The sequence below is a fragment of the Pseudoxanthomonas sp. PXM04 genome, from assembly GCF_014851695.1.
Lineage (GTDB): Bacteria > Pseudomonadota > Gammaproteobacteria > Xanthomonadales > Xanthomonadaceae > Pseudoxanthomonas_A > Pseudoxanthomonas_A beigongshangi.
The window spans coordinates 346,511-361,804 of the sequence record NZ_JACVAG010000003.1; the positions used below are offsets into that span (position 1 = coordinate 346,511).

The 15,294-nt window shown below is 67.0% G+C and carries 14 protein-coding genes; 6 read left to right on the plus strand and 8 right to left on the minus strand.

Going from position 1 to position 15,294, the window contains the following annotated elements; all coding sequences use genetic code 11:
- Positions 1 to 56 precede the first annotated feature (56 nt).
- The 6 genes from IB228_RS10035 to dnaA form a co-directional block, all read right to left on the minus strand.
- Positions 57 to 866: a CPBP family intramembrane glutamic endopeptidase gene (locus IB228_RS10035; RefSeq protein WP_192198276.1), complete on the minus strand. Its 810-nt coding sequence runs from the start codon at positions 864 to 866 to the stop codon at positions 57 to 59.
- 4 nt (positions 867 to 870) lie between these two features.
- Positions 871 to 3,309: a DNA topoisomerase (ATP-hydrolyzing) subunit B gene (gene gyrB / locus IB228_RS10040; RefSeq protein WP_183639846.1), complete on the minus strand. Its 2,439-nt coding sequence runs from the start codon at positions 3,307 to 3,309 to the stop codon at positions 871 to 873.
- 125 nt (positions 3,310 to 3,434) lie between these two features.
- Complete coding sequence (gene recF / locus IB228_RS10045; protein ID WP_192198277.1) at positions 3,435 to 4,520, minus strand: DNA replication/repair protein RecF; 1,086 nt, start codon at positions 4,518 to 4,520, stop codon at positions 3,435 to 3,437.
- Between the two features lie 154 nt (positions 4,521 to 4,674).
- A complete protein-coding gene (locus IB228_RS10050; protein ID WP_192198278.1) occupies positions 4,675 to 5,046 on the minus strand; it encodes a VOC family protein in 372 nt (123 codons plus the stop codon).
- Between the two features lie 130 nt (positions 5,047 to 5,176).
- Positions 5,177 to 6,277: a DNA polymerase III subunit beta gene (gene dnaN, locus IB228_RS10055; RefSeq protein WP_141454943.1), complete on the minus strand. Its 1,101-nt coding sequence runs from the start codon at positions 6,275 to 6,277 to the stop codon at positions 5,177 to 5,179.
- A 230-nt stretch (positions 6,278 to 6,507) separates the two neighbouring features.
- Entirely contained in the window at positions 6,508 to 7,836 is a 1,329-nt protein-coding gene (gene dnaA, locus IB228_RS10060; RefSeq protein WP_192198279.1) for a chromosomal replication initiator protein DnaA, read from the minus strand.
- 286 nt (positions 7,837 to 8,122) lie between these two features.
- Between dnaA and rpmH the strand changes: the two genes are divergently transcribed.
- The 6 genes from rpmH to IB228_RS10090 all read left to right on the plus strand — a co-directional run bounded on the left by rpmH (position 8,123) and on the right by IB228_RS10090 (position 13,273).
- Positions 8,123 to 8,263, plus strand: coding sequence for a 50S ribosomal protein L34 (rpmH, locus tag IB228_RS10065; protein WP_097123437.1), 141 nt, complete (start codon positions 8,123 to 8,125; stop codon positions 8,261 to 8,263).
- An 88-nt stretch (positions 8,264 to 8,351) separates the two neighbouring features.
- Positions 8,352 to 8,777 carry a ribonuclease P protein component gene (gene rnpA / locus IB228_RS10070; protein ID WP_183639838.1) on the plus strand — a complete coding sequence of 142 codons (426 nt, stop codon included), beginning with the start codon at positions 8,352 to 8,354 and terminating at the stop codon, positions 8,775 to 8,777.
- A 13-nt stretch (positions 8,778 to 8,790) separates the two neighbouring features.
- Complete coding sequence (gene yidC, locus IB228_RS10075; protein ID WP_192198280.1) at positions 8,791 to 10,509, plus strand: membrane protein insertase YidC; 1,719 nt, start codon at positions 8,791 to 8,793, stop codon at positions 10,507 to 10,509.
- A gap of 98 nt (positions 10,510 to 10,607) precedes the next feature.
- Positions 10,608 to 10,817, plus strand: coding sequence for a hypothetical protein (locus IB228_RS10080; RefSeq protein WP_192198281.1), 210 nt, complete (start codon positions 10,608 to 10,610; stop codon positions 10,815 to 10,817).
- Complete coding sequence (gene mnmE / locus IB228_RS10085) at positions 10,814 to 12,163, plus strand: tRNA uridine-5-carboxymethylaminomethyl(34) synthesis GTPase MnmE (RefSeq protein ID WP_192198282.1); 1,350 nt, start codon at positions 10,814 to 10,816, stop codon at positions 12,161 to 12,163. The genes IB228_RS10080 and mnmE overlap by 4 nt, the downstream gene beginning before the upstream one ends.
- A 90-nt stretch (positions 12,164 to 12,253) precedes the next feature.
- Positions 12,254 to 13,273: an energy transducer TonB gene (locus IB228_RS10090; RefSeq protein WP_183639830.1), complete on the plus strand. Its 1,020-nt coding sequence runs from the start codon at positions 12,254 to 12,256 to the stop codon at positions 13,271 to 13,273.
- Positions 13,274 to 13,343: 70 nt separating this feature from the next.
- Here IB228_RS10090 and IB228_RS10095 read toward each other — a convergent pair whose 3' ends face one another.
- The gene (locus IB228_RS10095) at positions 13,344 to 14,525 is read right to left on the minus strand and encodes an ABC transporter permease (protein ID WP_192198283.1); all 1,182 of its coding nucleotides are present in this window, start codon (positions 14,523 to 14,525) and stop codon (positions 13,344 to 13,346) included.
- The gene (locus IB228_RS10100; protein ID WP_141454960.1) at positions 14,522 to 15,268 is read right to left on the minus strand and encodes an ATP-binding cassette domain-containing protein; all 747 of its coding nucleotides are present in this window, start codon (positions 15,266 to 15,268) and stop codon (positions 14,522 to 14,524) included. The genes IB228_RS10095 and IB228_RS10100 overlap by 4 nt, the downstream gene beginning before the upstream one ends.
- Between the last annotated feature and the right edge of the window lie 26 nt (positions 15,269 to 15,294).

Here is a 15,294-nt window from a genome sequence, read left to right on the forward strand (position 1 = left end):
AACCGCGTTTAGTGTCGGCAAGGCCGTCTTAACATTCCGTCAACCGGGCGCGGCGGTCAGCCACCGGCCAGCTGCATGGCCCCCAAGGCCAGGGCGTTGTTCAGCGCATGGGCGGCGATGGGCGCCCAGAGCGTGCCCGTGCGCCGATACAGCCAGGCGAAGGCCACGCCCATGCCGGCATAAACGACCAGCAGCAGTGTCGTGGCCGCCGCGCCGTTGCCGTTGAGTCCGGGCGCTTCGTGCGCGAGCGCGAAGGCGCAGCCACTGAGGATCATGCCCAGCACCGGATATCCGGCCTGCCACATGCCGCCGAACAGCACGCGCCGGAATAGCAGTTCCTCGTACAGCGGCGCCAGCAGCACCGCGAACGCCATCATGAAATAGGGATGGTGTTGGGAGAGGTCCTGGATCGGCGCCAGGTTGCTGGGATTCGGCGGCACCCCCATCCGTTCTCCCAGCCAGCTCGCCAGACTGCTGGACAGGAACGTCAGCACCGCCACGCCGACCACCGCGACCCAGGTGCCGGTCCGGCGCGCCGCCCATTGCGAATGCCGGCGTTCCTGCGCGCTGGCGGGACGTCGCCAGAAGTACAGCAGCAAGGCGGCGCTGCCCATCGAGAACAGCGCGATCAGGATCTGCACGACCGCGTCGGGCCTTTCGAGCGCGGCCGTGATTTCAGCTTGCTCGGCGCCCGCGGCAGCCAACTGGATGGCACGCGCGACGCCCCAGAGAACGCCGGCGCCCAGCATCAGCACGACGGTGATGACGAGCGCCAGCGCGGTGTCAGCGCAGAAGCCGGCAAGGGCCGAACGCAGCGGCCGCAATGGCGGCGGCGAAGACAGCCCTGTTTCCGGCGCGTCCGGCATCGGATCAGACGTCGAGGTTGGCGACCTTCAGCGCGTTGGCTTCGATGAAGTCGCGGCGCGGCTCCACCACGTCACCCATCAACGTGCTGAAGATCTGGTCGGCGGCCACCACGTCCTCGATACGCACCTGCAGCAGGCGACGGGTATCCGGATTGACCGTGGTGTCCCACAGCTGCTCGGGGTTCATTTCACCGAGGCCCTTGAAGCGCTGGATGCTGCGGCCCTTCTTCGCTTCCTCCAGCAGCCAGGCCTGCGCCTGGGCGAAACCTTCGATCGCCTGGGTCTTGTTGCCGCGCACGATGGTCGCGCCTTCGCGGACCAGGCCATGCAGCAGATCCGCCGCTTCGCGCAGCGCGCGCAGTTCGCCGGTTTCGAACACCGACAGCGGCAGCACCTGGGTCAGTTCCTCGCCCATGTGCCGGCGGGTGGACAGCAACGCGGCCGGACGCTGTTCGTTGGCCGACTGCAGGTGCAGCGAATAGCGCGGACTGCCCAGGCGGCCCCGGTTGAGCTTGGCTTCCAACGCGTCGAGATCGGCGCGCTGGTCCTGGTTGCGCTCGGCGAAAGCGGCATCCAGCGCCGGCGCGTCGATCAGCGCTTCGAGCAGCTGCGAATCGAAGCGGTGCGCATTGCGCGCAATCGCTTCGCGCGCGTTGGCGTAGGCGAGCAGCAGCTTCTCCAGCGCTTCGCCGGCGATCGGCGGTTCGCCGTCGGCCGGGATCAGCGAAGCGCCTTCCACCGCGCTGTTGGCGAGATAGACGTTCAGTGCCGCGTCGTCCTTCAGGTACAGCTCCTGCTTGCCCTGCTTGAGCTTGTACAGCGGCGGCAGGCCGATGTAGACGTGGCCGCGCTCGATCAGTTCCGGCATCTGCCGGTAGAAGAACGTCAGCAGCAGCGTGCGGATGTGGGATCCGTCCACGTCGGCGTCGGTCATGATGATGATGCGGTGGTAGCGCAGCTTGTCCGGGTTGTATTCGTCCTTGCCGATGCCGGTGCCCAGCGCGGTGATCAGCGTGCCCACTTCGGCCGAGGACAGCATCCGATCGAAGCGCGCGCGTTCCACGTTGAGGATCTTGCCGCGCAGCGGCAGCACCGCCTGGTTCTTGCGGTTGCGGCCCTGCTTGGCGGAGCCGCCTGCCGAGTCACCCTCGACGATGAACAGTTCCGACAGGGCCGGATCCTTCTCCTGGCAGTCGGCCAGCTTGCCGGGCAGGCCGGCGATGTCCAGCGCGCCCTTGCGGCGGGTCAGTTCGCGGGCCTTGCGGGCGGCTTCGCGGGCGCGGGCGGCGTCGACGACCTTTTCCGCGATGGCGCGGGCCTCGTTCGGGTGTTCCTGCAGGAACTCCTCCAAACGTGCACCGAACGCGGCCTCAACGGCCGGCTTCACGTCGGAACTGACCAGTTTCTCCTTGGTCTGCGAGGAGAAGCTGGGATCCGGCACCTTCACCGACAGCACCGCGATCATGCCTTCGCGCATGTCGTCGCCGGACAGGTTGACCTTGGCCTGCTTGGCGATGCCGTTCTGTTCGATGTAGTTGCTGAGGGTGCGGGTCAGCGCCGCGCGGAAACCCGCGAGGTGGGTGCCGCCGTCCTTCTGCGGGATGTTGTTGGTGAAGCAGAACATCGTTTCCTGGTAGGCGTCGGTCCACTGCAGGGCGACGTCCACGGTGATGCCGTTGGTTTCTCCGGTCACCGAGATGACGTTCGGGTGCAGCGGGGTCTTCAGCTGGGCCAGGTGCTCGACGAAGCTGCGGATGCCGCCTTCGTACTGGAACACGTCCTGGCGGCCTTCGCCGCGCTCGTCGATCAGGGTGATCTTCACGCCCGAATTGAGGAACGACAGTTCGCGCAGGCGGCGGGCCAGGATGTCGTAGTGGAACTCGACATCGGTGAAGATTTCCGCCGACGGCCAGAACCGGGTCAGGGTGCCGCGCTTGTTCGAGGCTTCCAGCTGCCTCAGCGGATACACCGGCTCACCGAGGTGGTATTCCTGCTCGTGGTGGAAGCCATCGCGCCAGATATCGAGGGTGAGCTTGTTCGACAGTGCGTTGACCACCGACACGCCGACGCCATGCAGGCCGCCGGAAACCTTGTAGCTGTTGTCGTCGAACTTACCGCCGGCGTGCAGCACGGTCATGATGACTTCGGCCGCCGAAACGCCTTCTTCCTTGTGGATGTCGACCGGAATGCCGCGGCCGTTGTCGGACACCGAAACCGAGCCGTCCTCGTGGATCTTCACGATCACGTCGTCGGCATGGCCCGCCAGGGCTTCGTCGATCGAGTTGTCGACGACTTCGAACACCATGTGGTGCAGGCCGGTACCGTCGTGCACGTCGCCGATGTACATGCCGGGCCGCTTGCGGACCGCTTCCAGGCCCCGAAGGACGGTGATTTTGCTGGAGTCGTAATTGCCGTTCGGTGCAGGAATCGTTTCGTCGGTCATTCGCTTCGTGGTCGGCTGCATAGCCGCTGGTGCCGGACCGGGGAACGCCGGGCAGGCACGCAGCTATAGGGATACGAAGCGAAATTATAGCACCCCGGCGGACCCGGCCCCGCCGCGCGGCGGCGTCAGGCAGGGGACAGCCGGCCGTGTTCCACGTGGAACCGGGTTGGGCTCACGCCTATTTCCTCCAATGCGGCTGGAGGTTCGGTGCCGGTGATGAATATCTGGGCACCACTGCCCAGCAGGCGTTCCAGCACGCGGCGTTGGTGTCCGCGGTCCAGTTCGGAAGCCAGGTCGTCCAGGGAGATCACCGGCCACTCGCCGCGCCGCGCCGCATAGTCCTCGGCCTGGGTGAGCAGGCAGGCCAGCGCGGTGAGCTTGGCCTGGCCGCGCGAAAGCGCTTCCCTGGCGGGGCAGGCGGCATAGTCCACCCGCCAGTCGGCGCGATGCGGCCCCACCGAGGTATGGCCGGCCGCGCGATCCCGGTCCCTGGCCAGCAGCAGGGCATCGGCCAGGGACAGTTCGTGTCGGCGCCAGCCGGGCTGGAACTCCAGGGTGGCCCGGCCCAGCCCGGGGACCAATTCGGCCGCCACCCGGCTCAGGCGAGGTTGCAGCTGCTCCAGATATCCGAGCCGCCGCTGGGTCAGCGGTTCACCGGATTCGGCCAGTTCATGGTCCCAGGCGTCCAGCTGGGCGCCGCCGATTCCGGATTTGAGCAGGGCATTGCGCTGCTTCAGGGCGCGGGCATAGCGGCGCCACAGTCCCAGGAAGTCCTGTTCCACGTGGAACAGGCCCCAATCGACGAAGCGCCGGCGGGGCTCCCCGCCCCCGGTGACCAGGGCATGGCTGCCAGGTTCGAAGCTCACCACGGCCAATGCCGCGCAAAGCTCGCCCAGCTGGCCGACCGTCTCGCCATCCAACCGGCCGGTCCAGGCCTGGCCGCTGTGGCGCAGGCCGGCGCGGCGCGGCCGGACGGCCGTGGCTTCCTCCCACTCAACGAAAATCTCGACCGCCTCGCTTCCCGTCCGTACCAACCCGTCCCGGACACGGCCGCGAAAGCTCCGGCCATAGGCCATCACGTGCAACGCCTCCAGCAGGCTGGTCTTGCCCGCACCGTTGTCCCCGGTCACCAGGTTCAGGCCCGGCCCCGGCTGCAGGCTGGCCTGCTCGAACCGACGCAGCCCTGCCACCGTCAATCGGGTCACATGCACAGGGGCACCGCTCCGGCCGGGCGGGGGCTGGAAACAGGGAACGAAAACCAGGAAGCCGCCGGTGTTGGCGGAAAGGTGCGGGAGGGCATGCAGGGATCTTACCGGGTCCGGCGCCCCCGATTCCGGGGCGGATGCGCAATGGGCGGCCATCGCATCAGGGCCAGACATGCGCGTTCCGGTTGAATCCACCTCGGTAGGGCTTGCCCACGCAGAAACGGTGCCCACTGGGCGCCTGCATGACCACCCATTCGGCCTGCCGGCTGACCAGGACCGCCCCCAACTGTTCCAGCCGACGGACTTCCAGCGGGATCGAATCCGTCTCCAGGTCCAGATGGACGCGGGGGGCATGGCGGACCTGCTGGAGAATGACCCGCACGTCGTCTGCCGGCGTCCGCAGCCGGATGAAACGGCCTTCCCAATCCCCCGGCAGAGCCAGGCCGAGCGTGGCACTCCAGAACTCCGCCGCAGCTGGGAGATCGTCTGTCCGGCAATCGATGACGAGATTGCCAAGCCTGCTCCGGTGCATGGTGGCCTCCGCTGGACTCTGGAATCGACACCGTAGCGCCCTGGGCTCCCAGGGAATGTCGACGGGACTCCACAACGAAAACGCCCGGCATCAAGCCGGGCGCTGTTCGTGTTCCACGTGAAACCAGATGTCAGAGGCGCAACGGCATGACCACGTGGCGGGACTTCTCGCTGCTGGCCTCACGCACCAGGGCGGAGGAGTTGGCGTCACGCAGCTGGATGACGACCTGCTCGTCGCGAAGGGCGCTGAGCGCATCCAGCAGATAGTTGACGTTGAAGCCGATGGCCAGTCCGTCCACCTTGGTGTCGGCTTCGATTTCTTCCTGGGCTTCTTCCTGTTCCGGGTTGTGCGCGCTGATCTTCAGCTGGCCGGGCGAAACTTCCACCCGTACGCCGCGGTACTTTTCGTTGGACAGGATCGCCGCGCGTTGCAGCGCCGCGCGCAGGACTTCGCGATCCAGCAGAACCTCGCGATCCGCGCCAATCGGAATCACCGCGGCATAGTCCGGAAAACGGCCATCGATCAGCTTGGACGTGAAGGTGACATCGTCCCGCTTGACCCGGATGTGGCTGCGACCGACTTCCAGTTCCAGCGCCCGATCACCGCCTTCCAGCAGGCGCTGCAGCTCGGTCACGCCCTTGCGCGGCACGATGATCTGGCGCTTGGACAGCGGCGAGCCTTCCAGTTGCGCTTCGCACAGGGCCAGGCGATGGCCGTCGGTGGCCACGCAGCGCAGGGTGCGGTCGGCCAGGTCGAACAGCAGGCCGTTGAGGTAATAGCGCACGTCCTGCTGCGCCATCGCGAACGCGGTGCGCTCGATCAGTTCCTTCAGGGTCGCCTCTGGCACGTCCACGCGCTCGGTCGCCTCGACTTCATCCACCGACGGGAAGTCGTTGGCGGGCAGGGTGGCAAGGGTGAAACGGCTGCGCCCGGCTTGCACGGTGACCTTGTCTGCCGATTGGCTGACGGTGACCTTGCTGCCATCGGGCAGGGCACGGACGATTTCAAACAACTTGCGCGCGGGGATCGTGGTTTCGCCGTCCTGCGCGTCCTCGACCGCGCTGCGCGCAATCATTTCCACTTCCAGATCGGTGCCGGTCAGCGACAGCTGCCCGTTCTGCACCTGCACCAGGAAGTTCGCCAGGACCGGCAGGGTCTGCCGCCGTTCGACCACATTGACCACCTGGGCCAACGGCTTGAGGAATGCTTCGCGCTGAAGGCTGAAACGCATGTCGGTGGGTGCCCCTTGTGCCTTGTGCTTCTAAAAAGAAGGAAAGATCTTAAAAACTGGTGGTGATGGTTTCGCCGATTTCAGTGGGGAACCATCACAAACATTTGAATCACAACGATTTTCCGACAGATCCAACCCCGTGGACAAGCCCCTCGGGAAGGGCACTGAAACCTGTGGATAAATTCTGGCGGAAATTCCAGCCACAGTTTGTCCACAAGGGAGCAGGCCGCTTACTCACTGAGTTTACGGATCAACTTATCCCAATCCTCGCGGAGTTTGCCATCGGTCTCCATCAGGCTCCGGATCTGGCGGCAGGCATGCAGCACGGTGGTGTGGTCGCGGCCGGCGAACGCGTCGCCGATTTCCGGCAGGCTGTGCTCGGTGAGTTCCTTGGCCAGCGCCATCGCGACCTGTCGCGGCCGCGCCAGCGAGCGCGTGCGGCGCTTGGACAGCAGATCCTTGATCTGCAGTCCGTAGTAGTCGGCGACCGTTTTCTGGATGTTGGGGATGCTGATCGCCTGCTGCTGCGCGCGCAGCAGATCGCGCAGGGTTTCCTGGGCGAATTCCGGCGTGATCGCGCGCCCGGTGAAGTTGGCGCGCGCGGCCAGGGTGTTGAGCGCACCTTCCAGATCGCGCACGTTGCTGCGCATCTTCTTGGCCAGCAGGAACGCGACCTCGTCGGGAATCTCGGCGCCGCGATCGCGCGCCTTGGCCAGCACGATCGCCGCGCGCGTCTCGAAATCCGGCGGTTCGATCGCCACCGACAGGCCCCAGGCCAGGCGCGATTTCAATCGTGGCTCGAGCCCTTCCACTTCGCGCGGATAGCGATCGCAGGTCAGGATGATCTGCTGGCGGCTGTCGAACAGCGCGTTGAAGGTGTGGAAGAACTCTTCCTGGGTGCGGTCCTTGCCGGCGAAGAACTGGATGTCGTCAATCAACAGCGCGTCGACCTGCTGGAAGCGGCGCTTGAACTGATCCATCGATTTCTCGATCAGCGCCTTGGTCATCGCGCTGAAGAACTGTTCCGAACGCAGGTAGAGCACGCGCGCGTTCGGGTTCTGCCGACGCATCTCGTTGCCGGCGGCGAACATCAGGTGGGTCTTGCCCAGGCCGGTGCCGCCGTACAGCAGCAACGGGTTGTGGGCGCGGTCACCCGGCTTCTGCGCCGCCTGCCAGGCCGCAGCGCGGCCCAGCTGGTTGCTGCGGCCTTCGACGAAATTGTCGAAGGTGTAATGGGTATCCAGGTTGCCGGCATAGGGCTCGGTCGAGGCCACGGCCGGCATTCCCTGGCCGGGGGCGGCCGGCCTGGCCGGTTCCGGCGCGCGGGCGCGCGAGCCGATCTCCAGCGAAACCTCGGCGTGGCCGGCGAAATAGTCCAGCAGCTCCCGGATCCGGTCCAGGTAACGCTCGCGCACCTGTTCCACGATGAAGGCGTTCGGCGCGTACAGGACCACCGCATCGCTGCGCTGTTCGGCCTGCAGCGGCTTCAACCAGGTGTGTACATCCTCTGCCGGAAATTCGGCTTCCAGGCGTTCAAGGCAGCGGGGCCAGGCATCCATCGCGTGAAACAACTCGTTCTTGATAAGGTGTGGAAAACACGGCGTCCGCGCCACGCGATTGCGTGGACGGGAGCCTGTAAAGAAGGGGTCGGCCAGACTACCACCGCCATCCGGCCGCGCCAATGGTTCCTGTGCATAAGATGTGGATGAATGGACCGGCGGCGATCCCTTCCGGCGCGGGGCCTTGCGCGGCCCATTTCGATCTTCTTCGCCGGTGTTGACCGTAACCGGCGGATACCTATAGAATTTCCGGTTCTTTCCATCCGCAAACCCGCACGAGGGCCCCATGGCCACCAAGCGCACTTACCAACCCAGCAATCTCAAGCGCAAGCGCGACCACGGTTTCCGTGCCCGCATGAAGACCGCCGACGGCCGCAAGATCCTGTCGCGTCGCCGCGCCAAGGGCCGCAAGCGCCTGACCGCCTGATGGCTTTGCCGCAATTCGCGGCCGAGACATCAATCATGCGATGCCCTTGCCAGGAGCCCGCACTGAACGGTGCGGGCTTCTTGCTGTCATGAGCGCAGCATTTCCACGCCACGCCCGGGTCCGCACGGGCGCGGAGTATGCGCGCGTGTTCGAGCAGTCACGCCGTACTTCGGATCCGTTGCTGAGCCTGCACTGGCTGGCCGGCGAGCAGCCGGCCCGGCTGGGCATGGCCGTTTCCCGCAAGGTTGATCGCCGCGCGGTGGGCCGCAACCGGATCAAGCGCCAGCTGCGCGAACAGTTCCGCAGCCTGCGTTCGCAGCTGCCCGGCGGCGACTATGTCGTGGTTGCGCGACCGCCGGCCGCCACCGCCAGCAATGCGCAGCTGCGCGCGACCTTCCTCCGCGTGCTGACCCGCGCCGGCGCATTGCCGCCGCCAGCGACGGTAGGCACAATGCCGGCGGCCTTGAATTCCCCCTCTTCTCCCTCCACGACACCGGAACCCGACGCCGGTTGAGATTGCCTGTCCGATGAACCAGACCCGTGTTTTCCTGATTTTCGCCTGGCTGATGGTGGCGATCCTGTTGTGGATGGAGTGGGGCAAGTTCAATGCGCCCGCCGTCGCTGCGCCCACCGTGGCGGCCACCGCCGCGACGCAGTCCGGCAGCACCGTGCCCGCCTCGGCGCCCGCTGCGCAACCCGGCAGTACGGTCCCGCAGGCGCCGGCTGCGGTCGAGGCCCCGGCCGCCGTTGCCGCCGCGCCGTCGGCCGGCCAGCGCGTCACCATCAGCAGCGACGTGCTGAAGCTGACCCTGGATGGCGGCAGCGTGCTGGAAGCCGAACTGCTGCAATACCCGCAGGAAAAGCGCCCCGGCAGCCCGGCGGTGAAGCTGTTCAACCAGGATCCGGCGCACTACTACGTCGCCGAGAGCGGCTGGGTGCCCGCCGGCGGAACGCGCGCCGCGCCGAATCACGAGAAGGGTTTCGTGCCGGAAGCCGGCACCGCCTTCGCGCTGGCGGCGGGTGGCAATGACATCTCCGCGCCCTTCATCTGGCGCGGTCCGGACGGCGTGACCATCCGCCGTGTCTACACGCTCAAGCGCGGCGAATACGCGCTGACCGTGCGCGACGAAGTGGTCAACGGTGGCAGCACGCCATGGCAGGGTGCGATCTATCGCCAGCTGACCCGGACCCCGCCGCTGGTCAAGCGCGGTATGACCAATCCGGAGTCCTTCAGCTTCAACGGCGCGACCTGGTATGACGGCGGCTACCAGCGTCGCAAGTTCGACGAGGACTACGTGGCCGATGGCCGCGTCGACTGGCGCGGCACCGGTGGCTGGATCGCGATGCTGCAGCACCACTTCTTCACCGCCTGGATTCCGCAGGCGGCCGATCACACCACCATCTCGCTGGACGAGCCCAAATACGCCACTGGCCCGCGTCCGCTGATCCGCGACATGGCCGATCCGCTGAACGTCGCGCCGGGCCAGACCGTGGCCATCAGCGCGCGGCTGTGGGTGGGCCCGAAGCTGGTCAACAAGATCAAGGCCGAGAACGTGCCGGGCCTGCACCGCGCGGTCGACTACAGCCAGTTCAAGATCTTCGACCTGATCGGCCAGGGCCTGTTCTGGATCCTGGCGCACCTGCATGCGCTGCTGGGCAACTGGGGCTGGTCGATCATCGGCCTGGTGGTGCTGGTGAAGCTGGCGCTGTATCCGCTGTCGGCGGCGCAGTACAAGAGCTTCGCCAAGATGCGCAAGTTCCAGCCGCGCATCCAGCAGCTGAAGGAACGCTACGGCGACGACAAGCAGAAGTTCCAGGTCGCCATGATGGAGCTGTACAAGAAGGAGAAGATCAACCCGATGGGCGGCTGCCTGCCGATCCTCGTGCAGATGCCGATCTTCCTGTCGCTGTACTGGGTGCTGGTGGAATCGGTGGAACTGCGCCAGGCGCCGTGGTTCGCCTGGATCCAGGACCTGACCGCGCAGGATCCGTACTTCATCCTGCCGATTCTCAACATGCTGGTGATGTGGTTGACCCAGAAGCTGACGCCGGCGCCGGGCATGGATCCGATGCAGCAGAAGATGATGCAGTTCATGCCGCTGGTGTTCGGCGTCATGATGGCCTTCTTCCCGTCCGGTCTGGTCCTGTACTGGGTCACCAACGGCGCGCTGGGCCTGCTCCAGCAGTGGTGGATGACCAAGCGGCACGGCGAACCGGCCACCGCGACGGCCACCGCCAAGAAGTAAGCCGCGCCGCTCCGAGAAAAACCCGCCGCAAGGCGGGTTTTTTCTTGCCGCGGTAACATGCGCGGCCACCTTCCTCCGTTCCCACGGATCCTGCCGTGATGCCATTCCGTCGTTTCCCCGTCCTGCTGCCGGTGCTGCTGGCCGGCTTCGCGCTGGTGGCGTGCGACAAGGATGACGTCACTTCGGCGGGCGGCATCGGAAATGCAAGGATCGCGCCCCGGGCGGAGGCGATCAGCGCGTATCCGGCTCTGCAACCGGCCGGCGCCTCCGCCTACGCGGCGCGCGAACAGCTGAGGCAACTGCAATGAATCCCGCGCCGGCTTCCGACACCATCGCCGCCGTCGCCACCGCGCCCGGTGCGGGCGGCGTGGGCATCGTGCGCCTGTCCGGCCCGCGCGCGCTGGCCATCGCGGCGGCGATGTGCGGACGCGCGCTGCATGCGCGGCGTGCCCACCACGTGCGTTTCGATGACGGCGAAGGCGGCATCCTGGACGACGGCATCGCGCTGGCGTTCCCGGGTCCGGCGAGTTTCACCGGCGAGGACGTGGCCGAACTGCAGGCGCACGGCAGTCCGGTGGTCCTGCAGGCACTGGTCGATCGCGCCTGCGCGCTCGGCGCCCGACGTGCCCGTCCCGGCGAGTTCAGCGAACGCGCCTTCCACAACGACAAGCTGGATCTTGCCCAGGCCGAAGCGGTGGCCGATCTGATCGCCGCGTCCGACACCCGCGCCGCGCGGGCCGCGCGGCGTTCGCTGGACGGTGTGTTCTCGCGCCGGGTGGACGCCATCGCCGCGAGCTTGCTGCGGCTGCGCGTGCATGTCGAGGCGGCGATCGATTTCGCCGACGAGTCGATTGAAACGCTCGGCGGCGGCGAGGTCCGGGCCGGGTTGCAGCAGGCGCAGGCCGAACTGCGGCAACTGCTGGCCGACGCCGAACGCGGACGCAAACTGCGCGACGGTCTGCATACGGTCATCGTCGGCCCGCCCAACGCCGGCAAGAGCTCGCTGCTGAATGCGCTGGCCGGCAGTGATCGCGCCATCGTCACCGATGTCGCCGGCACCACCCGCGACACCCTGCACGAAACCATCCGCCTGGATGGACTGGAATTGCATCTGGTCGACACCGCCGGCCTGCGCGAGGGCGGCGACGCAATCGAACGCGAAGGCATGCGCCGCGCCCGCGCCGAATTGCAGCGCGCGGACCTGGCCCTGATCGTGGTCGATGCCCGCGACGTGCAGGCTGGCGCGGCGGCGGTGGCCGACGTGGTCGCCGACGTGCCGCGCAGGTTGTGGATCCACAACAAGGTCGACCTGCTGCCGACGGTGCCGGAGGATCCCGATGCGGAGGTCATGACGGTTTCAGCCGCGACCGGCCAGGGTTTGCCGGCCCTGCATGCGCGCCTGCGGGAACTGGCCGGGCAGGGAGCGGGCGAGGGCAGCGAAGGGGAGTTCTCCGCCCGGGCCCGCCACGTCGATGCCCTGCGCCGCGCGTCCGGGCATGCTGAACAGGCAAATAGTGAACTGAATCACGAAATGCTGGAGCTGGCCGCCGAGGAACTGCGGTTGGCGCATGACGCGCTGGGGGAGATTACCGGCAAGATTTCCGCCGACGAGATGCTGGGATACATCTTCTCGACCTTCTGCATCGGCAAATAAGGTGACAAGATTGACAGACGGGGCGTGATCCCGTGTGCTGGGCACGCGGGATCCATTGATTCACTTTCGTGTTTCTGGGGGAAACAACCGATGCTGTCGAAGACGCACTACGCCAAGTCGCGCTTGGCGGTACCGCTATTGCTGGTACTGACCATCGCCGCATGCTCCAAGGACGAACCGGCCACGGCCCCTGCCACCGGACAGGCCGCCGCCGCGGGACAGGCCGCGCCGCCGCCGCCGGCGGTTTCAGCCGAAGTCCAGGCCATGAACGTGGACCAGCTCCGCGACGCCGCCACCAACGCGTTGCGCGAGAACCGCATCTACGCGCCCGGCGGCAACAACGCCATGGAGTACTACCTGGCCCTGCGCGACAAGCTGCCCAATGATCCGGGCGTAACGAGCGCCTTGACCGACCTGATGCCCTACACGCTGATCGCCGCGGAGCAGAGCATCGCGCGCGAGGAGTTCACCGAGGCGCAACGCCTGTCGGCGATCATCGAGAAGGCCGATCCCAAGGCGCCGGCACTGCCGCGCTTGAAGCAGAGCATCACCGCGGCGCAGGAAGCCGTCGCCCAGCGTGCGCAGGACAGCGAGGCCAAGACCAAGGCCGCGGAAGAGGCGAGGTTGAAGGACCAGCAGCGACTGGCGCAGCAGGCCGAACAGCAACGCGCGACCGAGGCCGCCGCCGCACAGCAGTTGGCCCAGCAGCAGGAAGCCGCCCGCCAGGAAGCCGAACGCCAGGCCGCGGCGCGGCGCGAGGCCGAACAGCGCGAGGCCGCCGCCCGCGCGGCGGCGCAGACACCGTCCGCACCCGCGTCGGCGCCAGCCAGCACCGCGGCGACTTCCAGCGGCAGCAACCAGTTGCGTCCGATCAGCACGCCGGCGCCGCGCTATCCGCCCGAAGCCCTGCGCGCCGGTACCGCCGGCGAGGTGCTGGTGGAATTCACGGTGGGCACCGATGGTTCGGTCACCTCCGCGCGGGTCGTGCGCGCCACTCCGGCCCGTGTATTCGATCGCGAAGCGGTCAACGCGGCCAAGCGCTGGAAGTTCCAGCCGGTCAGCGAGCCGGTTACCACCCGCCGCACCATCGGGTTCAATCCGGGCGGTTGAACCGGAACATCAGCCAGCAAAAAGGGGGCGGAATTTCCGCCCCCTTTTTTCATTCCGGCATCACGCCCCGTCAGCCCGAGATCGCCAACCGCTCCTGGTGGTAGCGGCGCACCGCGGCGAACCACAGCAACGCCGCCAGGGCGAACGCGCTGGCCAGGTAGATACCCCAGATCTGCGGGGTGATGGCCTCGTTGCGGATGACCTTGAGGATCAGCTGGTTCTGCGCGAGGAACGGCACCGCGAACTGCCACAGCTGGCTCTTCACCGGGCTGGCCATCAGCGCGAAGGTCGGCACCATCGGCAACAGCAGCAACCAGGTCATGTGGCTCTGCGCCTCCTTCATGCTCTTGGCGCTGGCGGCCAGCCAGGTCAGCAGCGACGTGCCGATGAACAGCATCGGCAGCAGCACCAGCAGCATCTGCGCCATCGCCGGGAACGACACGTTCAACTGGCGGCCGACACCGGAGGAAATCTGCGCGCTGAAACGGAACGCGAGCAAGGTCAGCACCAGCGTGCCCATGCCGATCACGCAGGCCGCGGCGATCTTGCCGCTGACCACCGCGCCGCGCGAAGCCGGCGTGGCGAGCAAGGGTTCCAGCGACTGCCGTTCGCGCTCGCCGGCGGTGGCGTCCAGGATCAGGTAGGCGCCGCCGATGAACGAGGTCAGGATCAGCAGGTAGGGCAGCAGCACCGACAGCAGCACGCCACGCTTGGCTTCCGGCGTGGCCAGATCCTGCGCGCCGATGTTCACCGGCTTGGCGACCGAGGCATCCAGCCCCCGCGCCATCAGCCGCAGCGCGCCCGCCTGCTGGCTGTAGATCGCCAGCGTGGTTTCCAGCCGTCGGCTGGGAATCTCGGCATCGCGACGGGTGCTGTCCTTGATGATTTCCACCAGCGCCGGCTTGCCGGCGCGCCAGTCCCGGGCGTAGTCGGGGCTGATGCGCAGGGCGACGTCGATGTCCTGGTTGCGGATCGCCGCGGCCAGATCCTTTGGCGGTTCCACCGCCTTCAGGCCGTAGCTGGCGAGGAAGGCCACCAGGTTGGGCGCGTTCTCCTTGCCGACCACGGGAATGTCGAGTTCCTTGTCGATCTGGGTGCGGGCGCGCTTCTCGGCCAGCGAACCCATGCCCAGCATCAGTGCCGGGTACAGCAGCGGGCCGAGGAACAGGGCCAGGGCGAGCGTGCGGCGGTCGCGCGACAGGTCCTTGAGCTCCTTGCGCATCACGGTGATGACGGTACCGAACAGGCTCATGCGTGCAGTCCCTCCTCGGACCCGATCACTTTGACGAAGGCGTCTTCCAGGTTGTCCTCGCCGACCTGCTGGCGCAGTTCGTCGGCGGTGCCGGCGGCGACCACGCGCCCCTTAGCGATGACCACGATGCGATCACACAGCGCGGCGACCTCCTGCATGATGTGGCTGGAGAAGATCACGCAGCGGCCCTCTTCGCGCAGCTGGCGCAGGAAGCCGCGCATGGCGCGCGTGGTCATCACGTCCAGGCCGTTGGTCGGTTCGTCGAGGATGACGTTCTTCGGGTCGTGCACCAGCGCCCGCGCAATCGCGGTCTTGGTGCGCTGGCCCTGCGAGAATCCTTCGGTCTGCCGATCCAGGATGTCGTCCATGTCCAGCGCCTGCGACAGCTTGCGGGTGCGCTCGGCGATGACCTCGCGCGACAGGCCGTGCAGTTCGCCGAAATAGGCGATGTTCTCGCGCGCGGTCAGGCGCTTGTAGACGCCGCGCGCATCCGGCAGCACGCCCAGCGCGCGGCGCACCGCGACCGGGTCGCGGGCGGCGTCGATGCCGTCGACCAGCACGCTGCCGCGATCCGGCGACATCAGCGTGTACAGCATGCGCATGGTGGTGGTCTTGCCGGCGCCGTTGGGGCCGAGCAGGCCGGTGATCTCGCCGTCGCGCGCCTGGAAGCTGACCGCGTCCACCGCATTGACCAGGCCAGTCTTGGTCTTGAAGCTCTTGTGCAGATCCTGTGCCACGATCATCGAATGTCTCCTGGAATCGCTGCTGC